Consider the following 24,639-nt stretch of genomic DNA (forward strand, 5'->3'; position numbering starts at 1 on the left):
AAAAGATCGCATCAGCATAAATTTTAAATTACAACGTTCAGGATCCGTTACCGTTTCCCGTCCCGCTTCCTTTTCACAAAGAAGGAAAGGCCCGTCATGATTTATGACGGGCCTTCTTAGGTTACGCTCTGAATCAGCGGATTACCTGAAATACTTCAGGAACTCATTCTTACTGTCGGTAACGATTACGTTACCGCCGTTTGTCATGCTGTTGCCGTACGCATCCATGCTTCTCAGAAAATCAAAAAATTCAGGATTTTTTGAGTATGCATCGGCGTAGATTTTGGTGGCTGAGGCATCACCGGTACCGCGAATGATTTCGGCCTGACGTTCGGCTTCGGCAATCTTAACCACCGCAAGTCTGTCAGCCTTTGCCCTGATGGCTTCGGCTTCCTGACGTCCCTGGGATCTGTGCAGTCTGGCCACGGCCTCACGTTCGGCACGCATGCGCTGATAGATTGAACTGGAAACCTCTCCGGGAAGCTCAATCTTCATAATACGCACGTCCACAATCCTGATACCGAGATCCTTTTCAGCCCCCGGACCGGTTATGGTCAGGGTATTCTGCATAATCTGTTCACGCTTGGAAGAACCGCCCTCCTCAGGCTGTCCCTCTTCATTGCTGCTCTTTCCCGCAACAATCTCCCTGATGTTCAGAAGAGCGATCTGGCTTCTCAGACTGGTGGTGATTTTATCCCTCAGTCTGTCTTCGGCCATCAGGAAACTGCCCTGGTTTGCGGTGTAGAACTTTTCAAAATCAATAATCTTCCATTTTACGTAGGAATCAATGATGAGGTCCTTCTTTTCGGATGTTACGAATCTGTCCGCCGTTGAATTCAGGGTCTGAACCCTGGCATCAAGGTACATAACCTTGTCCACAAAAGGAATCTTTAATCCGGCACCCGGTTCATAAAGACTTACCGCACCGTCACCGTTTCTGACAACCTTGGCAAAACGGGTGAGCAGAGCCTTCTGTCCCTCAGGAACCACGAAAATGGACTGATAGGCAAGAACGGCCAGCACAAGAAGACCAATGATTATCGTGTTAAGGTTTTTCATTTACTTCTTTCCTCCGCTGTTCTTCTGTTCACCGACTGAATCAATAAGCTTGTCCAGAGGCATGTACATCAGAGGACCTCCTGAGTTCTTGTCAGCCCCGATAATCACCTTGGCACTGCTGCCGTACACCTTTTCCATGGTTTCCAGGAAAATTCTGCGTTTGGTAATCTGCGGAGCGGCCAGATATTCAGGGAGAATCTTTTCAAAACGTGCCACGTCACCCTCGGCCTGGGCAACAACCTTACGGCTGTAACCTTCGGCTTCCTCAAGAATTCTTTTTGCCTGACCTTCAGCCTTCGGAACAACCTCGTTCTTATAGGCTTCAGCCTCTCTCTTGAAACGCTGCTCATCCTCCTGTGCCGCAATAGCGTCGTCAAAGGCAGCCTTAACCTGCTCCGGAGCGCGGGCCGGCAGGAAGTTGACATCCACTATGGTTATACCCATGTCATACTGGGAAATAATGGACTCCAGCAGCTCACGGGTGGACTGACGGACCTTTTCACGTCCGTTTGTCAGCACGTCATCCATTTTGGTATGACCGATTACGTAGCGCAGGGCACTGTCGGTAGCCTGGGCAAGACTCAGATCAGGATCCACCATGTTGTAGAGATACGCCTTCGGATCACTGATTCTGTACTGAACCTTCATTTCAACGTTAACCACATTCTCGTCCTCAGTCAGCATTGAACCGGAGGACTGGGTTGACTGAACGATTTTCACGTCCACGTTCGTAACCCTGTCTATTCCCGGTATTTTCCAGTGCAGTCCGGGCATTTCGATGTGGCTGAATTTTCCGAGACGCAGAACAACAGCCTGTTCGGCTTCCTTTACGGTATAGAAGTTATTTAACAGAATAACGACCAGAACGGCAACCGCAAAAACAATCCAGGTCAGTGATGAACCTTTTTCAAAAAATTCATTGACCTTCTTTGCCAAATCGTTGGAATTGTTACGTTTCTGCTGTTGCTTCCAAGGATCATTATTATTAGGCTCATTCCAGGCCATTTATTCCTCCAAATCAACAAATTAAAAATCTAAGATTAGAATTCCGGCACCTTGAAGGTAAAATTCTTAGGCTTAACGCAGTACCTTTCCAGAGCTCCGTTACTGCGACTGTTGAGCTGAGCCAGTTCAACACGCTGATGTTTTACCGTCAGTATCATCTCTCCGGTCTGCGAATAGGTCTCACCGCTGACTGCTCCCATCTGGTACAGTCTGTTACGCAAACCGCCTTCGGTTCCGGGCAATTTTACCACAATTTCAATAAGGTCATTACCCAGTAATTCGGCTATGGCCTTGTAGAGAAAATCAATACCGACATTTCTGGCCGCACTTATGTAAACGGCCTCAGGCCTGCCGTGCTCATTGTATACAATACCGGGTTTTACCTTATCGAGACGGTCAATCTTATTGTAGACACGCAGCTGCGGAACGTCGTCCGCCTCTATCTGTTCAAGAACGCTGCGAACCGATTCGATATTGTCTTTTACCCTTTCATCACTGAAATCTATGACATGAAGCTGAAGATCGGCATCCCTGGTCTCACTCAGTGTGGACTTGAAGGCCGCAACAAGATCATGAGGCAGATGTCTTATGAATCCCACGGTGTCGGCCAGAATAATCTTTCCGATGTGCGGCATCTCAACGGATCTCAGCGTAGGATCAAGAGTGGCGAACAGCTGATCGGCCGCATACACTTCGGAATCTGTCAGAAGATTAAAGAGAGTGGACTTGCCGGCATTGGTATATCCCACAAAGGAAACCACGGGAACATTGTTGTGAACTCTGGCCCTGCCGCTCTGGGTACGGCGACGCTCCACCAGATCGAGATCAGCCTTTAAGGCCGTAATTCTCTCGCGAAGCAGACGGCGGTCACTTTCAAGCTGGGTTTCACCCGGACCTCCGCGCATGCCTATACCGCCCTTCTGGCGTTCCAGATGGGTCCACCCGCGGACAAGTCTGGTCTGAAGATACCTGAGCTGAGCCAGCTCCACCTGCAGCTTACCTTCCCTGGTACGGGCCCTCTGGGCAAAGATGTCAAGAATAAGCGCCGTTCTGGTGATAACCTTGCACTTTAATTCCTTTTCGAGATTTCGTTCCTGTGACGGAGAGAGTTCATGGTTGAAGATTACGGTTTCGGCTTCGGATTCGGAAACAAGCGTAAGCAGTTCCTCTACCTTGCCGCTGCCTATAAAGAAACGCGGATCGGGGATCTTGCGGTTGCATGATAAAATTCCGACAACCACAGCCCCTGCCGATTTTGCCAGAAGCTTCAGCTCATTGAGATCCTCACAGCTGTTTTCCTGGACAAAATCAACATTAACAAGGACGGCGCGTTCACCGCCCTTATATCTTTCATCAAAATCAAACAAATCCGATACCTATCGTATATAACTTGAGGTTATATCCTACTCTGCCTTTTCAGACTCTGTGGTATTAAGATTTGCAATGGCTCTTGCGGGAACAATTGTTGAAACGGCGTGCTTATACACCATCTGACACACATTGTTTTTAAGTAAAATCACAAACTGGTCAAATGATTCAACCTGACCCTGAAGCTTTATTCCGTTAACTAAATAGATTGAAACAGGGATTCTTTCCTTGCGTAAGGCATTTAAAAACGGATCCTGTAAAGATTGTCCTTTGGACATAATGCATTCCTTATATTATTGTTATTATATGTTTGTTATTATTTTTTTAGATTATTTGTAATAATGGTTATAATGTGTATAATCCAGCATGCAAAAAAAACTAAACGCGATATTGCGATATATAGAAATATCATAATAAATTTATCATGTGAAACGCAGTTTTGCAAATATTGATACACATCACTATTTTTTTAATAAATATTTGAAGTTCCATTAAAATTTCAGTAGGAACATCCGGTATTACCTTTATAAAAAATCAGCAAAAATCAAATTTTTAAATAAGATTTATTTATTGCATTTATATATACAGGCGATAATATATTTACTTACTATACGTTTCTTTCGCATAATGTCAGAACCGGTTCTTCAGCACCGACATAATACGGCTCAGATTGTCCGGAGCCAGAGGGTCCAGAAACTCAACGGAGCTTTTCCAGCCTCTGAGCCACGTCATCTGTCTCTTTGCCAGCTGACAGGTGGCTATTACCGAAAGCTCACGCATTTTTTCATAATCAACCTCGCCTTCAAGGTACATCCACATCTGTCTGTACCCCACGGAACGTATTGAAGGAAGTTCAGGACTCAGATCACCGCGATCGTAAAGTGCCCTGACCTCAGCCTCAAAGCCGTTTTCGAGCATCATGTCAAAACGCTTTGCAATCAGCGGCTTCAGATATTTTCTTTCCCGATCCGGCAGCAGCGCAAACTCCTGAAGATTAACCGGACACTCATACTGACCGTGTTCCCTGTTTATTTCAGTCATGCTGCGTCCGCACAGGAGATATACCTCATAGGCTCTGCCGAGTCGCTGTGCGTCATTTTCATTTATTCTCATCCAGGATTCCGGATCCACCTCATGCACCAGTTCCCTGAGTGCGGGAAGTCCCTCCCCGGCGATAATGGCATTAACCTTTGCCCTGACCTCTGCATTACTGTTCGGAAGCGGAGACAGACCTTCGGTTATCGCCTTGAAATAAAGCATGGTTCCCCCGACAAGTATCGGCATCTTTCCGCGGGAGGTTATATCGTCTATGAGTCTCAGGGCATCATTTCTGAAAGCCGCCACGCTGTAGCTTTCGGAAGGATCGATAATGTCTATGAGGTGATGTACAATCCCCGCCCTTTCCTCCATTGTCGGCTTGGCGGTACCGATGTCCATTCCCCTGTATATGAGTGCGGAATCGACACTTATTATTTCACCGTCGAGTTCCCCGGCAAGTTTTATGGCCAGGCTGGTTTTTCCGGAGGCGGTAGGCCCCATTAGTGAGATTGCGTTGGGCTTCATTTCTTTAACAAATTACTGATATGTTCCGATAAATCTATATTTTCAAAACCGGTACTTAATTTTTCTTCAAAATACTTTTCATAGGTAATGCTCTGCACCAGTCTCGCCGTCATTTTGGAGCTGAAGGATGCGGGAACCCTGGCCTTAAAAAGAATCCCGGCAAGAATCCTTACGGCCTCCCTGATTCCGGTGTCCTCATCAATTCCGGCAACGATTTCCCCCATGACCCCTGCAAGATTCATTTTTCTCACAACGGCAGGAACCGCGAGAACGGTAAATCCTGACTGACACGTTCTCAGCACAAATCCCAGCTCTTGCAGAACCGATGCCTTTGCCTGAGTTATGCCGCAGTCCCTGAAATCAAAGGGGACCAGGAGATTGACAGGTCTGAGAAGCTGTTTTCCGTCCGTCTCAAACGCATCCGTAAAAAGAGCTTCAGCAAGGACCTTCAGTCGGACAATCTTGAGGGACGAACCGTTGGAAATAACCGCACACTGCCCGTCATCGGTAATCATGACGGTTCTGTAGAGCGAATATTCACTGATTTCATCCTTCATCCACGGATCAGGCAGATCCGGTATGGAGGCATCATCGGCTTCAGCAGTTCCGGTAAACCCAAGGGACTCCGAAACAGCGGCACCGGCTCCCTGGCCGGCGGCCAGCGCTGATACGGAAAGGCCGCTGACTTCCGCACTTTCACTGACGGGCTGTTCCATTTCTGCGGAAGAACGTTCGGTGCCGAACATTTTGCTCATGGCATCTTCAGACCACTTAACCTTTCCCGAATGGCCGCCCGAGAAAGTCGGACGCAGGGCGCCCGAACCGGCTCCGCGGTTAAGATTGAAGAGACGGCCGTAGCCGTTATCTCCAGCGGGGGCTCCCGCTGATTCGGCAGCAGGTTTTCCGGAGGCTGCGTCATGACTTGCGGACCGGAAAACGTCTGAGGATTCCAATCCCTTGTTCAGGCCCGTGCCGGTTGCCGGCTTAAGCGCATTCTTGTCATTATCCGCACCGGCTCTCTCATCATTTCCTGATGACAGAAGTTCCGAAAGATCCTTCCTTTCAATTTCCGAAAAGATGCTTTTCGGAGCCGTCGTACCGGAGTTTTCCCGTTTATTCTCCGAAGAAGCCCCGTATCCGGCCCACAGACCGGCAACGGCCTCCCTGTCAAAGGAGACTGGTTTTACGCCCGCATAATGATGATTCTGCTGAGACGAAGCGGTCTCACTCATGGTTTCCGGAAGAACCATGCCGGCGTTTCTGAAAACATTCATGACGGATGTCTGGATAAAATCATGAACTCTTCTTGATTCCTGAAATCTTACTTCAAACTTCTGCGGATGCACGTTGATGTCCACATCCTCAGGATTCATGTCCAGAAAGCAGATATATGAAACATCCCCCTTCACTCCGAACACGGCCTCGTAGGCTTCCCTGACGGCATGAATTACAACCTTGTCCCTGACAATGCGCCTGTTTACGAAAAAATACTGCACCGGCTTATTCTGAGCCCTGACTGACACATAGCCCCTTATTGACAGTGAGCAGTCTGACCATTCAAAAAAACTCATGTCGGAAGTTACGCTCCGGCCCAGAAGACTCTCAAGTCTTCTGATTTCATTCTGTCCTGTTACCGGTTTAAGGTCGTAGACCACCTTTCCGTTGTTTTTCAGCACAAAGGCCACGTCAGGTCTGCTTACCGCAATACGCCTGAAAACCTCCTCTATCTGCATAAACTCGGTTTTCTCGCTTTTAAGGAAACGGCGGCGGGCGGGAGTATTGAAAAACAGATCCAGGGCCTCGATGGTTGTTCCGTCGGGATGGGATGCCGGAGAAATTCTCGGCTCCTGACACAGGCCTTCCACCTCAACGGCGTAAGCCATGTCCTGTTCCCTCGGTTTGGACGTAAGGGTAAGTCTTGTCACGGCGGCAATGGATGCCAGGGCCTCACCGCGGAATCCCATGCTGGTGAGGCGGTTAAGATCCTGTATGGATGAAAGCTTCGAGGTTGCATGACGTCTTAACGCCAGTGCCAGTTCATCATGCGGTATGCCGCAGCCGTCATCCCTTATGAGTATTTTTTTGGCTCCGCCGTTTACGATTTCCACCAGAATTCTGGTGGCTCCCGCGTCAAGACAGTTCTCCACGAGTTCCTTGACAACGGCGGCCGGTCTTTCAACAACTTCACCGGCCGCAATCTGATTTGCGACCTGGGGCGGTAATACCTTAATTGTCATTATCTGATCCTGAGTTTCTGCCCCGCATTCACCTGGCCTGACTTCAGACCGTTCAGCTTCATGAGGGACGACACGCTTACACCGTACTTCTTGGCGATGAGCGAAAGATTCTCACCCTTTCTCACCACGTGTATGGTTACGTTTCTGGTTGCCGCAGCACCTGAAGCGTGTCCGCTGCTGCCGGATGAAACGGTAGCCGCATTGTTCAGACATACGCTCGGATTCGCCTCAACAAAATCCTTGATGCCGAGATAAATGCCGTAGGCAAGTCGGCGTCTGTACTTATCGGTTGCGAGAAGACGCTCCTCGTCCGCATTGGAAAGATACCCGGTTTCAATGAGAAGTGACGGAATGTCAGGAGCCTTAAGCACCGCAAGCGATCTGCTTATCGGAGTCTTCTTATGCAGACGCGTAATCATCTTCAGACGGTCAAGCAGCTTGTTTGCCAGCTCAAAGCCGTAGTTCATGGATGAGCTGGAGGCGAGATCCACGACGAAGGAGCAGTCCTTGAGATACTTGTTCTCGCCGCACATGTGGTTTATGGCATCACCGGCCCCGCCGATAAGCTTCGTCTGGTCCTTTGCGGTAATCTTGTCATTCTCACGGTCGGCACGATCCTTTGAAAGCACCAGCACTGATGCACCGTTGGCCTCACTGTTCGCGGCGCTGTCGGCATGAATTGAAATCAGCATGTCCGCCTTTCTGGTACGCGCAATCTTGGATCTGTCACCGAGTGCGATGAACTTATCCGTTGATCTCGTAAGATATCCGGTCAGGGTCTTGTCGCCGTTCAGGTATTCAAGCAGATACTTTGAAACACCCAGCGTCACGTTCTTTTCATAGGTTCCCCTTTTACCGATGGCACCGGGATCCTTGCCTCCGTGGCCCGGGTCAATCACCACCACGCAGGTATTCTGATTCTTTCTGATGTTTGCGGAAGGCTTCGGCGGTTCCGGATTTGACAGACGTTTTTCAACACTTTCCGTCGGATCATCGTTATCGCTTGCCTCGTTCAGGGTATCAAAAAGAGCGGCCTCAAGCTCTTCGGAATCCGTCCTTTTACCTGTTTTGACGCCGGTGGCAACGACAATGGAGGACTGACCCGAAGCAGGCTTTGCCGCGGTTCCGGTCTTCCTGACGTCATTCACGGCAGGAGCAACGGCGACGACCTTCTTCCGCTCAGGCACGGTCTGATTATGCGGGAACTCCATGATAAGCTTGGCACCTGAGCTTCCGGTATTTCTGTATGAATTAAATGACGGAACCACCGGTTTCTTCAGTCCGAAGACGTAAAAGACCTCCTGATTCCCGGAGCCCCTCTTTACCGACTGAAGCACACTGCTGCTGGTAATCGTGGCCATGCCGTATTTCTTCTTCGGATTGGCGATATTCATTATTCTTACGGTATATTCGGTACCGTTTGGAGAAACACTGTAGCTGTACTTCGGTACATCTTCCGTTTCAATGATTATCCTGGTATAGTCCTTCGTCTGCGAAGCCTTGATTCCGATTATGTCATTAGCCTCCGCACATGTCACGGACACTGCGAACAGGATGCACAAGGCCTTAATTAAAGACCTTCTGCCGATAAGAAATTTTAAACAAGCACACATCATAAGCAGTTATAAGAATTATTATTCAAAGACAGGAAGGAGTCGCACTCCTTCATAAAACCGACGTAAAAACAACATTTTCCCGTTCATTATACATCAAAAAAGCGACAAAAAAGAAACGGGACAGGTAGTTAACGAAAACGTTTTATCAAAATGGCGCTACAGTTCCGCAGGTTTCGGGAAAACCATCTTTTCAAGAATCGCAGCTCCCTTTTCATTTCGGGCATGGATCACCGCATTTCTCGAGTTCCCGACAATCTCAAGATTAACATCAAGATCCGCCTCAGGGAGAATGCCTTCACCCTTTGAAGGCCACTCCACGATTCTTACTGATGAAGGAGAGAAATAGTCTCTTATGCCCATCATCTCAAGCTCCTCGGGATCATTAAGTCTGTACAGGTCAAAATGATAAACGTATACGCCGTCGGTCTGATACTCCTCAACCAGGGTATAGGTAGGACTCTTAACCACACCTTTATAGCCTCTTGACCTGACGAAACCGCGGGTCATCGTGGTCTTGCCGGCTCCGAGATCACCGGTAAGATAGATTGTCGTGTCGGCGGGACAGACACTGCTGAGCACCGCGCCGAGAAGTTCGGTCTTTGTTTCATCGTGTAACGGAAAAACTTTAGTCTGCATCTATTGATTCCTTTAATAATCCTAACACCTCAGTTTCTGGGACTGATGCCGTTTACCAGCAGGCGCACGTACGGCAGCAGATCAGTTGCGCACATGCCTACATTACCGTTTGCTGCGGCATCGCACCTTCCGGCCTCCCCGTGAATCAGCACGCCGGACACGGCCGCCTCAACCGGAGACAGTCCCTGCCCGAGCAGGGCGGTTATGATGCCTGACAGCAGGTCTCCCATGCCTCCGCCGGCCATTCCGGAGCATCCGGTTGACGTCAGATACGTCTTTCCGTCCGGGGTTGCTATGACGGTGGAAGCGGATTTAAGAACGCATACTGCCCTGTATTTTCGTGCTATCTCAAGTGCCGCACCGACACTGTCAGCCTCTATTTCCGAAGCGTGTACGTCACACAGCATGGCGGCCTCGCCGACATGCGGAGTAAGAACGGATCTGACCGGACCTTCGTCGGCAACGGCATGCACCGCATGCAGATGATACAGTCCGTCTGCGTCTATGACCTTCGGAGAGGTACTCATTATACATTTTTTAAAGACTGTTTCAGCCTGGGCTTTGCGTCCCATTCCCGGACCAATCAGCACGGCTCCGGCAGATTTAAGCTTCTCCTCAAGATCCTCCGTCCCGGCCGTCATGATGCACGGATTCGCGGCATTGAAGGCCGTCATGTCGCCTGAAAGCGCCAGAGAGGTGATAAGTCCGGCACCGCTCCGCAGTGCGGCAAGTGAAGCCAGAATCAGGGCTCCGGTCATGCCCTTTGAACCGCCCACAAGCAGCACCCTGCCGGCAGTACCCTTATGTGCGCAGTTGTTTCTCTTCGGGAGCAGCGGAAGGATGTCTCCGTAGGAAACGAAATGCCTTAAAACACCGCCGTCACGTATTCTCATAAGATTGTCTTCAAAATCCGGCAGGGTATTTCCCACGACCTTCACGGTTCCGCAGTAATCCTTTGCCCTGCCCGTCAGTGTTCCGGTCTTTGCCGTAAAGACGGTATAGGTATAATCCGCCATGACCGCCTCTCCGCCCACCGGCATGCCGTTGTCCGCATTAAGCAGAGAAGGAATGTCCACGCTGAGAACCAGAAGCCTTTTCTCAGCCCTGAGGCTGTTCACAAGACGTACGGCATCCCTGATTTTCAGTGCGTTGGGGCTGTCGCCGCAGGAGGTGATGCCTATACCGAGAACGGCATCAACGATGACGGCGCCGTCACTCACATAAGAAGCAGCCTCGCTGACATTCTCAAAACCGATCTCCCTGCCGTTGTTATCCAGATAATGCCTGCGGGCGAGATTGGCGTCAATGCCCTCCTTCTGCGGAACTACCCTGACAACCGTTACGTCATCGTAACCGTCACTCATGAAGGAGGCGGCTATTTCATAGCCGTCGCCTCCGTTGTTTCCGCTTCCCGCAAAAACCAGAATCTGCCTTTTTCTGTCAAGATTCAGTTCCTTAATCTTATCGTATATGGCTCCGGCGGCATACCGCATCAGATCGTAGCCGGTATCCGGAAGGTATATTTTCTCCAGTTCCCTAATTTGTGAACAATCCAAAACCGTTTGTGTTAAAGTATCCGTATACGGTATCTGTGAAATGGAATAATCTGTCATGCATGCGCTCTCTGATGAACTGCCGGAACTGTCCGCCGATTTCTGGTTAAAACTGAAACAAAAATGTAATGAACTGCAAATCATTTCCCTTCACATTATACCAACTGGTTACGCCATTGGCGGCAAAAAGTCTTTTGATGAAAAGTTTGGCACGGACATTCCCGCGGATTTGGAGTATCTGTCACGCAATCGTGAGGTGAGGGACAATCCGTCCCTCATACTTGAGGGGGCCAGATCAGTCATCAGCATCTCCCTGAGTTACCGTAATCTTGATTATAACGCCGATCCCCACTACGGCTGCATCAGTGCATATGCCAGGGGACGCGACTATCACAAGGTTATGAAGCAGCGTCTGGAACGGCTCGGCGAATGGCTCAGAAATATTTTTCCGGACATCCGTTACCGGGCAATAACCGACAGTGCCCCGTTTTACGAACAGCATTTTGCGGCCGCATCATCCTTCATGGTCAAAGGCAGAAACAACCTCATAAGACACCGGGACGCCGGCAGCATGATATTTCTCGGGGAACTGCTGGTTGACATGAATCTTAACGCCGACGGCAGAATCATTACCCTGAACCTGACTACGGAATCATCTGACGGGAACCTTCTCACCTTTACCGGAATCAATCCCGTGACGGGTGAGACGGAAGAAGCCGATAATCCGCCGTCTCCGGCCATTGCCTGTCCCGATAAATGTCACAGGTGTCTTGACGCCTGTCCCACCGGAGCCCTGAATCCGCAGAAATTCATCGTATCGAAATGCATATCATATCTTACGATAGAATACGGCGGATACATACCTGACGATCTCTGGACAAAAATCGGCAACCGCATATACGGCTGTGACACCTGTCAGCTGACCTGTCCCTTTAACAGGAAGGTCTCCGTCGCGGCCGACCGCGAGTTTGCCGACAGATTCGGAAAGGATTTTCTTAAACTTACCGGAATGCTTTCACTCACTCCGGAAAAATTCAGGGAGAGTTTTGCGGGAACGCCGATTCTGCGCATCGGTTTCTGCAAAATGATGCGCAACTGCGTAATAGCGGCAGCCAACACGGGCTCAAAAATCTATCTGCCTTATCTTGTTATTCTGAGAAACTCAGTCATGAAGAAGCTTAATCTTCTGCGGAGTCAAATCGCGCTTTCAGCGGAATCTCCTGACGGCGGTTCCCCGGACCTATCCGCAGATTCAGCCGAAGAACGCAGAACCCTTCGGGAAATCAGAGAGTGCGAAATGGTCATTCAGCATATTACCCGGGCCGTAAAACTTCTGTCCGGCAGTTTCTGAAATAAAGCCCCTGACGCTTAATATCTTTCAAAATTTGTACAAACTCACATCAAATTGCATATTTTGAACGGATTTCTGATTATGAAAGACCGCGGTGTATTATGATGATAGGCATGGTTTGTGTGTTTTCCGACACGTTGCATTGGCATAAAGGAGTCAGATATGATTGTTCTGGGTGTTGATATCGGCGGTTCAGGCATAAAGGGTGCACTGGTTGATACCGAAAAAGGTGAGCTTGTCAGTGAGAGAATTCGTATCGAAACCCCTCAGCCGGCAACTCCCGAAGCAGTGGCAAAGACTCTGAAGGATCTCGTATCCAGATTTGACTACAACGGCCCCGTCGGATGCGGTTTCCCTGCCACCGTTCATCACGGAACGGCCTTCACCGCGGCAAACATCGACAAGACCTGGATAAACACCCCGGCCGAAAAGCTGTTTACCGAAACCACCGGACTTGACTGCTATGTTCTGAACGATGCCGACGCCGCAGGTATTGCGGAGGTTGAATTCGGTGCCGGCCGAAACGTTCCCGGCGTGGTCATGATGATTACCATAGGAACCGGTCTCGGTTCCGCAATATTCGTTGACGGAAAGCTGTTCCCCAACACCGAACTCGGACACCTGATTCTCAATGATGACATTGCCGAGCATTACTGTTCGGATTCTGCAAGACAGAGACACGAGCTCTCATGGAAGAAATGGGGTAAACGTTTCAACAAATACCTCCACCGTCTGGAATTTCTCTTCAATCCCGATCTCATCATTCTGGGTGGCGGAGCCTCAAAGAGCTTTGAAAAGTTTTCTGAAAAGATCGACGTCAGAACCAGGGTGGTTACTGCGGAAACCCTTAATACCGCAGGCATCATAGGTGCCGCACTCCATGCCGGCAGATGCTCGGATAACGGCATAAAACCGAACATGGAACCACAGGTAAGTGCTGAACCGGAAGAGAAAGCATAACGGTCGCCCTCCCCCGGTAGGACGGAATTAAGTAACTCAAAAAAAGGAAGAAGAGTCAGCCTCTTCTTCCTTTTTCATTCCCAAGATCCCGACATCCGGGCGACAGGAGCATTCCCGCCGCCTCAAATCTGCTCCATGTTACGGATTATCAGCCTCAATCCGGCATCACTGCTGTTTTTCTGAATGTCAAAACCGAAGACCACCCTGACATTGCGTACGGCATAGTTAGGCCATACCTTAACGTCGTGATTGTAATACATGCCTGACAGCATCGTTCCGTCTTCCATCCGCAGTCTGACATTGAGATGTTTTCCGCCGACCACATACTGGTTTACCAGCTGGAAGACCCCGTCAAAGACCGGTGACGCAAATTCCGCGCCCCACGGCTGATCAAAAACCAGCACCCTGGCGAAATCCGACACGAAATAACCGCTTGGAAGTTCCCCGTCGGTTACAATTACCTCATCGGTTCTTTCACTGCTGTAGCGGCAGGAATCAAGAATAAACAGTTCCTTGAAGGAGGCCAGATGCTCCCTTCTTATGGTCAGACCGCCGGCGCCCTTGTGGCCGCCGAAGGCCTTGAAGATTTCAGGATGATCCTGATTGATTCTCTTCAGGGCATCACAAACGTGGTACCCCTCAACTCCGCGAACGGACCCCACCAGATAATCCCTGTCGGGAGAATCCGCCATCACCACGGTGGTAAGCCCGGTAAGATCCTTTATCTTGGCGGCAACTATTCCCATGACACCGATATTAAAGGATGAATTGTATAAAACAAGCGCTTCGGGAAGTTCGGTGTCATACTCAAGACGAATCTGGGTAAGGGCCGTATTCATCATGTTTGACTCTATGCTGCGGCGATCCGCATTAAAGCTCTGAAGCAGCCCTGCTCCCACCTTGGCATCATCCTCGTTTTCCGCAAGAAGACATCTGACGCCGTAGCTCATTTCCGCCATGCGTCCTGCGGCATTAATGCGCGGACACAGGGAGAACACGATATCCGTGGCCTTGAAGTTCTGACTGCTCAGTCCGCATATCTTGATGAGCTCCGTCATTCCCCTTGTCGTTTTTCCGGCTCTTATCAGCCGGATGCCGTAGTCGGCCATAAGGCGGTTGTTATAATCCATCGGCACCATGTCGGCTATGGTTCCCAGAGCCACGAAGTCCAGATAGTTGCTGACAACCGGTACCTGCTTATCCTTAAAGAAACCGCGCCTGTTAAGCTCGGTTCTCAGAGAAGCCACCACGTAGAAAATAACTCCCACACCGGCCAGGTTTTTTGAAGGGAAAGTACAGTGAGGCAGATGGGGATTTACGATGGCCTGCGCCTCAGGCAGCTCGTCACCCGGAATGTGATGATCCGTTATGACCACCTTTATGCCCATGCTTACCGCAAGAGCCACGGCCGCATTGGCGGAAATGCCGTTATCAACGGTCACAATCACGTCAACACTGTTTTCCGCCGCTCTGAGCACGATTGATTCGTTAAGTCCGTATCCGTCATCCTGTCTGTTGGGAATGTCAAAACTGACGTTGGCGTATCCGATGTCCCTGAAAAAGCGCATGGCAAGGGCTGTACTGGTAGCCCCGTCGGCATCATAATCACCGACAATCATGATTTTTCTGTTACTTATAACTGCCTCGGCCAGAATGTCAACGGCTCCGGACAGACCGTGGAGGGAAGGACTCAGAATTCTGTTAAGATCATAAACAGCCTCAGACGGGCTGTTTACTCCGCGGCTCCACAGAATTCTTGTCAGGACCGGATCCAGATTCCAGTGGGGCAGATTCTTAAGTTCGGAGTCAGGGATCCTATGTACAATCTTCATAATCTAAAAGCGACTCATATCAGGGACGGTAAATCAATGTCAGACCTGCGGGAATTTCAGAAAATATAAGAAAAGCATCTTTTTACATTATTTGAACATAAAATGTACGACAAGGATCACAAGTAAGTTATTATATAAATAGATAATATTATTGATATTATATAATTTCAACATCCCAATTTATATAATAACTAAAATAATTCTTCAAATTTTTCGTTTATTCTCGCTTTTTTAGGTATTATATATGATATAGGTCATGTTTTTCAGATTTTTATCAATGCAAGTTGAAATAAATAATCGTTCCCTTTTTATAATTCTGCCGATACTCTTCTGCACTGTGGCTCAGCTAACCGGTGCCGGCTTTCTTTTGCCTGACGGAAACGATCATTTTCTCACTGCGGTAATTCCGTGCCTTTTCGCTCTCGGCCTTGCGCTGGTCATCCCGTCAAGCAACCGTTCATGGCTTGTAATCGGCACGTGCTCATCCTTTTTTCTGATATACAAACTGCTGCATCTTCTTCAGCCGGACTATGCCTACTCGTCACTTGTGGCGGCATTTCTCGGACCTCTGACCACGGCACTCCTGCACCCGCGCAGCCATAAAAAAATCACCCTGACGGCAAAAATACTCAACAGAACGATAACCTTCATCATCCTGATGATTCTGAGCTGCGTGCTGTGCTTTCTGTCGTCTTCGCTGTATGAGAACATTCAGACAGCCATAAACAACCTGTACATGAGTCACATCTATAACGACAGTTACTCATTCATTTACGGTATTATCTACCAGTTCTGCGAAACGTTCGGTTTCGGTAACTTTATTCTGGAAATCAGACACCTTATTGTCAATACCGGCGTATCTCAGAGTTTCTACAGCACCACAACGGCAATTTTCACCACCGGTCTCCCGGGAATTTTCCTGGCGATTACCCTGGCACAGAACAAGCGAAAGAAATTCCATTATCTGATTCTTACGCTGCTGGCGGTGGCAAGTTCCACCACCGGCTACAGCATCAGCATGCTTCTCATATGCCTGCTGTGGATGCAGCCTTCCCTTTTCGGGCTCTATCTCATCAACTGCGTTTTCTATTACATCATCGGCTACCAGATAGCCTTTGAGCCGCAGACCATAAACAAGGCTTTCTATAACCCGAATCTCGATCTCGGTCAGATAAACCTCGGAGACATGAGATTCATCCTGTACTCCCTGTTTATCTTCCTGTGCAACTTCATGACCTCAACCGCAGTACTGAAGGAAAAGCAGCGCTATACCCAGAAGACGGGTCAGATTATCCGCGTAAAACCGCTCATCATTGACATACTGTCCGATCTCGGTACCCAGGACTACAGTCTGAAATCAATCACCATAATCAAGGCTTTGGGCGGTTTTGACAACATCATTCATGCCACCAGACACGATGCAACCGTTACTTTTACGGTACGGGATCTTTATGTCATAGACATGGACACGCTTAACAGCAACGGTTCCGCAACCAGATACACGGACGGTCTCAGCAAGTGTGTCTCATACACCATGCGTGACAATACCAATGACATATACTCCAACATGTTAAGCATTGCCACGCACAGTCTGACTGACATTACCAGTGAATACCACATGATTGAACCGTACTCAATTGAAAAAAGCAAATTCAAGAATCTGTATACCTGTAAGGAAGAAATAAATGCCATGGATTCAAATTAAACTGGGAACTACCGATAAGAAGGCGGAAAAAATCGCCGGTATGTTATCCGGTTTCGGAGCTGCGAGCGTTACCTATATGGATACCATCGATAATCCAGTATACGAACCTCTTCCGGGAGAAACCAAGCTGTGGACAAATACCACCGTAATCGGCCTTTTTGATGCCGATACGGATACCGGACGCATTATCGACTTTTTCTACGAGCACTTCGGTGACAAGATTACCTACAAGGTTGAACAGCTTGAAGACAAGGACTGGGTACGTGAATGGATGGATAACTTCCATCCGATCAAATGCGGTGAACGTCTGTGGATCTGCCCGAGCTGGTGCGACATTCCGGATCCTTCCGCCGTCAACGTCATGCTTGATCCGGGGCTTGCATTCGGTACGGGTACCCACCCTACCACCTTCCTGTGCCTGTCATGGCTCGACAGTCTGGATCTTAAGGGTAAAAACATCATCGACTTCGGCTGCGGTTCGGGAATCCTGGCAGTGAGCGCCCTTAAGCTGGGAGCATCATGCGCCACCGGCATAGACATAGATCCTCAGGCAATTGAAGCCAGCACCGAAAACGCCTCAAGAAACGGCGTAAGCGACAGACTCAAGCTGTATCTGCCTCAGGAACAGCCTGAAAACCTTAAGGCTGATTTTCTGGTAGCCAACATTCTTGCCGGTCCTTTAAGAGAGCTTGCCCCTGCCATAGCATCAATGGTGAACCCGGGCGGACTGTTTGCCATCAGCGGCATTATTGAAAACCAGTGTCAGGAACTGATGGAGATCTACGGCCAGTGGTTTGATCTCGACGAACCGGTATTCAGGGATGAATGGTGCCGCATCACCGGCAGAAAAAAATAATTTTAAATTTCAAGTTATTTTTTTTATAAATTTACGTTCGTAATCAAAAATTACACTTTAAAATTTGTTTAAAAAATAATAATATATGCCCTCGTCAGTTTATATTGTTTAACCAGTCCTGCAGATACACCCTTATGTGTGCGTAATCTCTTTGTCTGCAGTATTTTTATATTATCGTTGCAAGGTTTGAAATGTTAAATATCAATAATAAAATGAATCCTCAGAGAACCATGACTTCAGAAGAAGTTCAGGCTGTACCACAGAAACCTTTATATGAATCAGTTTTAACTTCAGTAAACAACTTCCTTAACAATCCGGCAAATGCAGATACCACTGACCTTTATGAAATCGTGTTAAGTGAAGTTGAACGTCCGCTTCTTGACAGAGTAATGCAGTTCGTACACGGCAACCAGACCAAGGCTGCAAAGATGATGGGCATCAACCGCGGTACCCTTCGCAAGAAGCTCAAGAAGTACAGCTTAAGCTAATACGCAGGCTAAGCCGTTAACAGATAAGATAGACCCGTTATCGTTTAAACGATAACGGGTCTTCTTTTATACGTAAAAGAAGCCGGAGGCCGTGCGTAACCCGCCATCCGGCCTAATTTTTAATGCAGAAATACACCGCCTGGGCTATAATGAAATGATCGATTGGGAAATATAACAGGACAATACATAAATGGCAGTAAAACTGAGACCTCGCGAAAGAGAATCCATTATTCAGTCATTACGTTCAGGCGTAACTCCCCGTACCGGCCTGCAGTTCATTCAGGTAGGCAGAGTAAAAGAAATTGAATCAATGATTCATGATCTTGATCTGGTTGCAAACGAAGGCAGCACATTCAAACTCGTTATCGGCGACTTTGGTGCCGGTAAAAGCTTCTTTCTTCAGCTCGTACGCAGTATTGCTCATGAAAAAGGTCTGGTAACCATGAACGCCGATCTGTCTCCCGACAGACGTCTTCAGTCATCCAAAGGTCAGGCTCTCAATCTCTATCAGGAATTAAGCAGAAACATGTCAACCAGGGCCAAGCCTGACGGCAACGCCCTGAACTCCGTTGTGGAAAAATTCATAACCCTGGCCAGAACGGAAGCCGAGGAAACCGGCACGGAATGTACCGAGGTCATCAAAAAACTTTTAAAGCCTCTTAACGACATGGTTGGCGGTTTTGACTTTACACTGGTAATCATGTCCTACTGGAAAGGCTTCAATGAAGGACGCAATTACCTCATCGACTGTGCCAACAAATGGCTCCGCGGTGAATATCACAGCCGCATCGAAGCCCGTCAGGATCTCGGTGTCAGAACCATAATTGATGATTCCTCAGTTTATGATTTCTACAAGCTATTAAGCGTATTTGTTCAGATTGCCGGATATCGCGGACTGCTTATTCTTATGGATGAGATGGTAAACCTCTATAAAATCCACAATCTCCGCTCCCGCGAAGCCAATTACGAACAGATTCTGCGCATCATCAATGACTGTCTTCAGGGTAACGTGAGAGGTCTGGGTTTTGTCATGGGCGGAACCGTGGACTTTCTCGAAGATCCTCGCAAGGGGCTTTACAGTTATGAGGCCCTGCATTCAAGACTTGCCGCCAACGTATTTGCCAAGGCTGCGGGCGTCAATGATCTCAGCGGTCCGGTAATGAGACTCAACAATCTGACTCCGGAAGAGCTCTATGTTCTTCTGCACAACATCCGCAACATCTTTGCCTACTACAACGAAGACAGCTATCTGGTACCGGATGAGGCCTTGTCAAAATTCCTGAGCCACTGTTCTTCCCGTATCGGCGAAGCATATTTCAAAACTCCGAGAAACACCATAAAGGCATTTGTGGATCTGCTGTCCATTCTGGAACAGAATCCGGAGCTCAAATGGGCCGATCTTCTGAAGGACATTAACATTAACCGCGAGGAAGAGGACTCATTCATGAGTTTCGATGACGGTACTGGCTCCGCAGACGGCAATACCGACGGCAGCGGTTCCGGTAACGATGACGATGAAGACGAACTGGTAAGTTTCAGACTCTGATAACATAAAGGGAAAGGCGTTCCGCATTTCCGGCAGGTACGCTTTCCCCTCTCACAATTGAAACGGCAAAGGGCATTGACGTTATGACTCAGAAATCAAATTCAGAGATGCTTCATCCCCTCATAATAAGGTATCTGCATCATCTGGGGTGGAAGCAGCTTAATGAAATACAGGAACAGTCCATTCCCCTTATTCTTGAAAACAAATCTGACGTGATCATCAGTGCGGCCACGGCAAGCGGTAAAACGGAAGCCGCTTTTCTGCCGGTATGCACCTCAATTCTCAACAATAATCCTTCAGGAATAGCCGCCATATACATCAGCCCGCTGAAGGCCCTCATCAATGACCAGTTTAAACGAATCGAGGCCATGGGGGATTTTGTGGGCATCAAGGTAACTCCGTGGCACGGAGACATAAACACCCACGTTAAGGCCAAAACCATTCAGGAGCCGTCCGGCATTCTGCTTATAACACCGGAATCACTTGAATCCCTTCTGATAAACTACTCCACATGGTACCGTAAATATCTTAAGGATTTAAGATACATCATTATCGATGAGTTTCATGCCTTTATCGGCGTGGAGAGAGGTTATCAGCTGCTGAGTCAGATGCACAGGCTGGAAATGGTTCTTAAAAAGCGGATTACCCGCATAGCACTGAGCGCCACCCTCAACAACATTGAATCTGCGGGCCGCTGGCTGCGTTCCGCTCCGAACTCCAGACCGCACATTGTTGAAAGCGGAACGGGTAATAAAAAGCTGCTCCTGCAGCTGCGCGGGTACGACCGCATGACCGACGGTTCTGACCGGGATTCCTCCGGCAGGCCTTTCCGCTACGATGCCGTGGCGGCCGACCTTTTCAAACTGCTCCGCGGAACCACAAATCTGATTTTTGCAAACAGCCGTGGAAAGACTGAGTATCTGGCAACGATCATGGACAGGATATCCACGGACAACAATCTGCCGGTAGAATTCTTTCCTCACCACAGTTCACTGTCTAAGGATCTCAGGGAAAGACTTGAGAACCGCCTTAAATCGGCAAACCTGCCAACCACGGCAATCTGTACGCAGACCCTGGAACTGGGCATTGACATAGGTGACGTGGTTTCTATAGCGCAGGTTGACGCTCCGTCTTCGGTTGCAGGGCTGCGCCAGAGAATAGGACGCTCCGGACGAAGGGACAGGGCTGCGATACTGCGTCTTTTCATATCCGAACTGAGTCCCTATTCAGATACCTCTCACCCTCTTGAAACCAGACTGAGGGATGAAACGTTTCTGTCAACCGCCCTGCTGGAACTCATGCTTAACAACTGGTATGAACCGCCGGCAACACACGAATACGCCATGTCCACTCTGATTCAGCAGATTCTGAGTGTAATCTCCGAAACCGGAAGCATCAAGGCTCTCAGCCTGTGGAAGCTGCTGTGCCAGACGGGACCGTTCTCACTGATTACCCCGAAGATATTTGCCATGATCCTGAAATCCCTCGGTGAAAATGACCTTATCACGCAGATGCGGGACGGAGACCTTATTCTGGGGCTTACCGGGGAAAAGGTAGTTTCAAAATTCAGCTTCTACAGTTCCTTTAAGGTTCAGGAGGAATATACCATCGATTTTAACGGAGCCAACATAGGCACCGTTCCCCTGAATCAGCCTCTGAGTCTCGGGGATTCATTCCTTTTTGCCGGTAAGGGCTGGCAGGTTATCTTCTTCAACAGTGAAAAACGCCAGATATCCGTCAAGCCTTATAAGGACAAGGCCAACCCGATTGTAATGGACGGAAGACCAAGCAGAATTCATGACGGCATACGTGAAAAGATGTATGAACTGTACTGCGGTAACGGCATTCCGGCCTATCTCAACAAAACGGCAGCCAGACATTTTCTGGAAGGCCGTGAGCTGTTCCGGGAACTGGGGCTTAAAGACAATAAATACATCATGGGTATGGACGGACTTTATATCTTCCCGTGGAGAGGAGATAAGATTATGAACACCATAGTGCAGATCCTCAAGCACTACAGGATTCAGGCCAAAAAGATCAGCAGCTACATTCTGCTCCCGGGACTCTCAACCGTTACATACAAACAGGTGGTTAAAACCATACTGGAGGCTCCGAGACTCAGTGAGGAGGAGCTTGCGGCTAAAATCAGCAACCTTGAATACGACAAGTATGACAAGTACCTCAGCAAGGATCTGAAGTGTCTGCAGTACGGCTATCGTAACTTTGACATAGACGGGGCAATGAGTTTCTTCGAAACCGCCCTTACCGCCAAAACTCCGTTTAACCCTGCAAATAACGCAGCCTACAACATCAGCAGTGACACGTCACAATCCTTCGAGCATCTGACTACGGCGTGATTCTCCACGTCCGGGTTACCGGAAAAATCACACTTCGATTCAGGAACACAACGAACATAAAGAAAGGACAAAAGCCGTTACGACCTTTGTCCTTTATTCTTTCCCGTGACGTATATCTGCTCCGCAACATGAACCGGGAGCTATACAACCACGGCTAGAGTGTACTCATCATCGGTATAAATACCACATACTGTAAGGACATGATAACCAGCATGGAATATATGCCGGTTATAACGTCATCCAGGGCAACGCATACACCTGCCGGCAGATGCCTGAACATCAGGGATATAGGCCACGGCTTCAGCATGTCAACAAACCTGAAGGTGAAAAAGGCAATGATGACGTAATACCACTGAGTCAGACAGAAACATGTCACCAGCATACCCACGAAATCATCAAACACGATTCTGTGCTTGTTTGACATGCCTATAAGATTAAGCATGGAGGTACAGATGTAAACTGATGCCGGTATCATGAACATCAGCACGGCAAGCTTCAGATACCACGGACAGAAGCTTATAAAAACAATGCAGAGCGGAATGGATGCAAGACAGGTAAACGTTCCGGGACGAGGAGTCTTTAAACTGATCCCGAAAGCAGTTCCCAGCAAATGAATAGGATTGGATAGATTTATGTAACTAAGCTTTTCAGGATCAGACCTATACTCTTTATCTGAAGGCTGATTAGAATTGTCAGTCATATCTGCTCCATAAAAATGCACAAAACAAAACCGCACAAACGTGCGGTTCATTGTATCATAAATATCAGCTTACATACTAAATATGTGAACCCGGATCAGAAATTACATATTCAGCAGAACAAATATCTCGTTCTTATTCTTAAGCACAATCTGGTTATTATCGGCTTCATTATCATCAGGACTCAGACGGAGAGTTCTTAAGGTATAGAACAGCAGAGCCTGACGGCACTTGTACACAACCTCGCCGTTTTCCATACCGTAATCGAGCTCAATGGCCTTTCTCTGGCTTTCTGAGAGGTTAGGATTTGGAATGATGTGAAGAGATACCACGAAATTCCATCTCATGTCTTCGTTAGGATCAATGTTTGAAACATCAATCTTACCTACTGAAAGAATACGGGAAAGAACAAAGTCCCTGAAATCATGCTTTTCATGACAGTATGCGCGAACATGCCATCTGATACCGTCAAAACCGAGTGCATGAGGTGAAATTACTCTGCTTGCAGGATCGATTCTGCTCATGGACTGGTAAGTGATGCGGAGGGAGCACTTGTTTAAAATACAGTAAACAATGGTTGAAAGGATTTCAAAATCCACACTGCGCTTTGGCGGTACAAAGCAGGCTACGTTAGGAGTCTGAAGGAGGTAGTTACTGGTATCGTGAATAATGCCCTGCGCATTCATGTAAAGGTCATTAAGATAGGAGGTTGCACTACAGATTGAATATAAAGGTCTGTACTTTGCAGTCTTAACATAAACCTTTTGATGACGATCGTACTCAAGATTATGAGGAGCCATTTCAGTATACTTGGCAAGGTCCAGAGAAGACTGAGGAATTGAGATACCGAAGAATTCAACCAGGTCAGATCTGTTTATGTGTCCACTCCAGCATAAACGGTAATCAATGAATTCCAATCTACGTTCCTGATTCCATTTATTGTTTCCTGGCTTGGCAATTGCCGGCTTCTTCAGAGCTGCGGCCATCCCCTTGGAAGTTCTAGCAGATCTACCATTAGCATTAACTGTGTTCATAGTATTTTCCGTTATATTCACTGAGCGTAATTAATGGCTACATAAGTAGCTTAAATTAACTAAAAATAATAAATAATAATTAGTAAAATAAAATTTATTAATATAAATATAGTTCCTGCTATTATTGATCATTTAGCAAGACTTTTGCAAACAAAAAAAACATTTTGTGTCGACTAAAAACAAAAATAAGGTTATTAAACCCCATCACAATAAATCATAAATTAGCTTATAAAACATGCTATCTTCAAATAAATGATATATCAGCATCAAATAATTTTATACTTAGATATCATGAACCCTATGCGTATTTATAAATTTATAAAATATATTATCACGATCTTATATTGAGTTTGATCGGCAAAAATTTTTAAGAGGACATTATTGGCAGGAATGATGATGGTGTCCCTTGTATATAATTATTTTATAGCCCCGAATAATTCGCGGTTTAAACGGATGGATATACGGCAAAACCCTCTTAAGATGCGTAATTAAAGACAGGTAACCAAAAGACATCTCAAATATCAGGTCACGCGTTGAAGAGGCAATGAGAACCGATTACGGCGTGAATAAGGTTATGTTATGACGGCAGAGGAAATGATCCGTAAAAGGAATATTTATAAATAAAACTTCATTTCCCCAAAAACGAAAAAACCGACCTTAAGGTCGGTTAATGAAATAGTGGCGGAACGGACGGGGCTCGAACCCGCGACCTCCTGCGTGACAGGCAGGCATTCTAACCAAGCTGAACTACCGCTCCGCATAAAAAAAATGCCTG

General features: G+C 47.8%; 19 protein-coding genes and 1 tRNA gene. 7 read left to right on the forward strand and 13 right to left on the reverse strand.

The features are described 5' to 3' along the window. Positions 1–141: 141 nt before the first annotated feature. From hflC to QZU58_RS03865, 9 genes are all read right to left on the reverse strand, one after another. Positions 142–1,059, reverse strand: coding sequence for a protease modulator HflC (gene hflC / locus QZU58_RS03825; RefSeq protein WP_294495061.1), 918 nt, complete (start codon positions 1,057–1,059; stop codon positions 142–144). Continuing rightward, positions 1,060–2,064, reverse strand: a complete 1,005-nt coding sequence (gene hflK / locus QZU58_RS03830; protein WP_294495063.1) for an FtsH protease activity modulator HflK — start codon at positions 2,062–2,064, stop codon at positions 1,060–1,062. Positions 2,065–2,099: 35 nt separating this feature from the next. Beyond that, on the reverse strand, positions 2,100–3,431 hold the full coding sequence (hflX, locus tag QZU58_RS03835) for a ribosome rescue GTPase HflX (RefSeq protein WP_294495066.1): 1,332 nt from the start codon (positions 3,429–3,431) through the stop codon (positions 2,100–2,102). Positions 3,432–3,467: 36 nt separating this feature from the next. Next, positions 3,468–3,710, reverse strand: coding sequence for an RNA chaperone Hfq (gene hfq, locus QZU58_RS03840; RefSeq protein WP_294459989.1), 243 nt, complete (start codon positions 3,708–3,710; stop codon positions 3,468–3,470). Between the two features lie 352 nt (positions 3,711–4,062). After that, positions 4,063–4,971, reverse strand: coding sequence for a tRNA (adenosine(37)-N6)-dimethylallyltransferase MiaA (gene miaA, locus QZU58_RS03845; RefSeq protein WP_294495070.1), 909 nt, complete (start codon positions 4,969–4,971; stop codon positions 4,063–4,065). Positions 4,972–4,991: 20 nt separating this feature from the next. Further along, the gene (mutL, locus tag QZU58_RS03850; RefSeq protein ID WP_294495073.1) at positions 4,992–7,232 is read right to left on the reverse strand and encodes a DNA mismatch repair endonuclease MutL; all 2,241 of its coding nucleotides are present in this window, start codon (positions 7,230–7,232) and stop codon (positions 4,992–4,994) included. Beyond that, positions 7,232–8,770: an N-acetylmuramoyl-L-alanine amidase gene (locus tag QZU58_RS03855; protein WP_294495076.1), complete on the reverse strand. Its 1,539-nt coding sequence runs from the start codon at positions 8,768–8,770 to the stop codon at positions 7,232–7,234. The genes mutL and QZU58_RS03855 overlap by 1 nt, the downstream gene beginning before the upstream one ends. Positions 8,771–9,004: 234 nt before the next feature. Then, the gene (gene tsaE / locus QZU58_RS03860; RefSeq protein WP_294495079.1) at positions 9,005–9,484 is read right to left on the reverse strand and encodes a tRNA (adenosine(37)-N6)-threonylcarbamoyltransferase complex ATPase subunit type 1 TsaE; all 480 of its coding nucleotides are present in this window, start codon (positions 9,482–9,484) and stop codon (positions 9,005–9,007) included. Between the two features lie 29 nt (positions 9,485–9,513). Continuing rightward, positions 9,514–11,040, reverse strand: coding sequence for an NAD(P)H-hydrate dehydratase (locus tag QZU58_RS03865; protein ID WP_294495082.1), 1,527 nt, complete (start codon positions 11,038–11,040; stop codon positions 9,514–9,516). 55 nt (positions 11,041–11,095) lie between these two features. Here QZU58_RS03865 and QZU58_RS03870 point away from each other — a divergent pair, with 55 nt between their 5' ends. Beyond that, the gene (locus tag QZU58_RS03870) at positions 11,096–12,388 is read left to right on the forward strand and encodes a QueG-associated DUF1730 domain-containing protein (protein ID WP_294495085.1); all 1,293 of its coding nucleotides are present in this window, start codon (positions 11,096–11,098) and stop codon (positions 12,386–12,388) included. A 162-nt stretch (positions 12,389–12,550) separates the two neighbouring features. Continuing rightward, positions 12,551–13,348, forward strand: a complete 798-nt coding sequence (gene ppgK, locus QZU58_RS03875; RefSeq protein ID WP_294495089.1) for a polyphosphate--glucose phosphotransferase — start codon at positions 12,551–12,553, stop codon at positions 13,346–13,348. A 122-nt stretch (positions 13,349–13,470) separates the two neighbouring features. On the opposite strand, the gene recJ is transcribed toward ppgK, so the two are convergent. Then, positions 13,471–15,180, reverse strand: a complete 1,710-nt coding sequence (gene recJ / locus QZU58_RS03880; protein WP_294495093.1) for a single-stranded-DNA-specific exonuclease RecJ — start codon at positions 15,178–15,180, stop codon at positions 13,471–13,473. A 277-nt stretch (positions 15,181–15,457) separates the two neighbouring features. On the opposite strand from recJ, the gene QZU58_RS03885 reads away from it, so the two are divergent. The 5 genes from QZU58_RS03885 to QZU58_RS03905 all read left to right on the forward strand — a co-directional run bounded on the left by QZU58_RS03885 (position 15,458) and on the right by QZU58_RS03905 (position 22,132). After that, a complete protein-coding gene (locus QZU58_RS03885; RefSeq protein ID WP_294495096.1) occupies positions 15,458–16,885 on the forward strand; it encodes a hypothetical protein in 1,428 nt (475 codons plus the stop codon). Continuing rightward, positions 16,866–17,741 (forward strand): 50S ribosomal protein L11 methyltransferase, encoded by an 876-nt coding sequence (gene prmA, locus QZU58_RS03890; RefSeq protein WP_294459967.1) that lies wholly within the window; start codon positions 16,866–16,868, stop codon positions 17,739–17,741. Before QZU58_RS03885 ends, prmA begins: the two co-directional genes overlap by 20 nt. A gap of 191 nt (positions 17,742–17,932) precedes the next feature. Then, positions 17,933–18,229 (forward strand): DNA-binding transcriptional regulator Fis, encoded by a 297-nt coding sequence (gene fis, locus QZU58_RS03895; protein ID WP_294459966.1) that lies wholly within the window; start codon positions 17,933–17,935, stop codon positions 18,227–18,229. Positions 18,230–18,419: 190 nt separating this feature from the next. After that, a complete protein-coding gene (locus tag QZU58_RS03900; protein ID WP_294495099.1) occupies positions 18,420–19,775 on the forward strand; it encodes an ATP-binding protein in 1,356 nt (451 codons plus the stop codon). An 83-nt stretch (positions 19,776–19,858) separates the two neighbouring features. After that, complete coding sequence (locus QZU58_RS03905; protein WP_294495102.1) at positions 19,859–22,132, forward strand: DEAD/DEAH box helicase; 2,274 nt, start codon at positions 19,859–19,861, stop codon at positions 22,130–22,132. Between the two features lie 154 nt (positions 22,133–22,286). Here the strand turns inward: QZU58_RS03905 and QZU58_RS03910 are convergent, their stop codons facing one another. From QZU58_RS03910 to QZU58_RS03920, 3 genes are all read right to left on the reverse strand, one after another. Beyond that, positions 22,287–22,832, reverse strand: a complete 546-nt coding sequence (locus QZU58_RS03910) for a phosphatidylglycerophosphatase A (RefSeq protein WP_294495105.1) — start codon at positions 22,830–22,832, stop codon at positions 22,287–22,289. Positions 22,833–22,934: 102 nt separating this feature from the next. Then, positions 22,935–23,864 carry a WYL domain-containing protein gene (locus QZU58_RS03915; RefSeq protein ID WP_294459957.1) on the reverse strand — a complete coding sequence of 310 codons (930 nt, stop codon included), beginning with the start codon at positions 23,862–23,864 and terminating at the stop codon, positions 22,935–22,937. 679 nt (positions 23,865–24,543) lie between these two features. Beyond that, positions 24,544–24,621 (reverse strand) — tRNA-Asp (locus QZU58_RS03920). Positions 24,622–24,639 lie beyond the last annotated feature (18 nt).

The organism is uncultured Ruminobacter sp. (genome assembly GCA_902764345.1).
Classification (GTDB): Bacteria; Pseudomonadota; Gammaproteobacteria; order Enterobacterales; family Succinivibrionaceae; genus Ruminobacter.

Bases quoted from the DNA above. Each gene is read 5' to 3' on its own strand.
- hflC (WP_294495061.1), bottom strand. From the start codon at position 1,059: ATGAAAAACCTTAACACGATAATCATTGGTCTTCTTGTGCTGGCCGTT.
- hflK (WP_294495063.1), bottom strand. From the start codon at position 2,064: ATGGCCTGGAATGAGCCTAATAATAATGATCCTTGGAAGCAACAGCAG.
- hfq (WP_294459989.1), bottom strand. From the start codon at position 3,710: ATGTCCAAAGGACAATCTTTACAGGATCCGTTTTTAAATGCCTTACGC.
- miaA (WP_294495070.1), bottom strand. From the start codon at position 4,971: ATGGGGCCTACCGCCTCCGGAAAAACCAGCCTGGCCATAAAACTTGCC.
- mutL (WP_294495073.1), bottom strand. From the start codon at position 7,232: ATGACAATTAAGGTATTACCGCCCCAGGTCGCAAATCAGATTGCGGCC.
- tsaE (WP_294495079.1), bottom strand. From the start codon at position 9,484: ATGCAGACTAAAGTTTTTCCGTTACACGATGAAACAAAGACCGAACTT.
- QZU58_RS03870 (WP_294495085.1), top strand. From the start codon at position 11,096: ATGCATGCGCTCTCTGATGAACTGCCGGAACTGTCCGCCGATTTCTGG.
- ppgK (WP_294495089.1), top strand. From the start codon at position 12,551: ATGATTGTTCTGGGTGTTGATATCGGCGGTTCAGGCATAAAGGGTGCA.
- recJ (WP_294495093.1), bottom strand. From the start codon at position 15,180: ATGAAGATTGTACATAGGATCCCTGACTCCGAACTTAAGAATCTGCCC.
- QZU58_RS03885 (WP_294495096.1), top strand. From the start codon at position 15,458: ATGCAAGTTGAAATAAATAATCGTTCCCTTTTTATAATTCTGCCGATA.
- prmA (WP_294459967.1), top strand. From the start codon at position 16,866: ATGCCATGGATTCAAATTAAACTGGGAACTACCGATAAGAAGGCGGAA.
- fis (WP_294459966.1), top strand. From the start codon at position 17,933: ATGTTAAATATCAATAATAAAATGAATCCTCAGAGAACCATGACTTCA.
- QZU58_RS03900 (WP_294495099.1), top strand. From the start codon at position 18,420: ATGGCAGTAAAACTGAGACCTCGCGAAAGAGAATCCATTATTCAGTCA.
- QZU58_RS03905 (WP_294495102.1), top strand. From the start codon at position 19,859: ATGACTCAGAAATCAAATTCAGAGATGCTTCATCCCCTCATAATAAGG.
- QZU58_RS03910 (WP_294495105.1), bottom strand. From the start codon at position 22,832: ATGACTGACAATTCTAATCAGCCTTCAGATAAAGAGTATAGGTCTGAT.
- QZU58_RS03915 (WP_294459957.1), bottom strand. From the start codon at position 23,864: ATGAACACAGTTAATGCTAATGGTAGATCTGCTAGAACTTCCAAGGGG.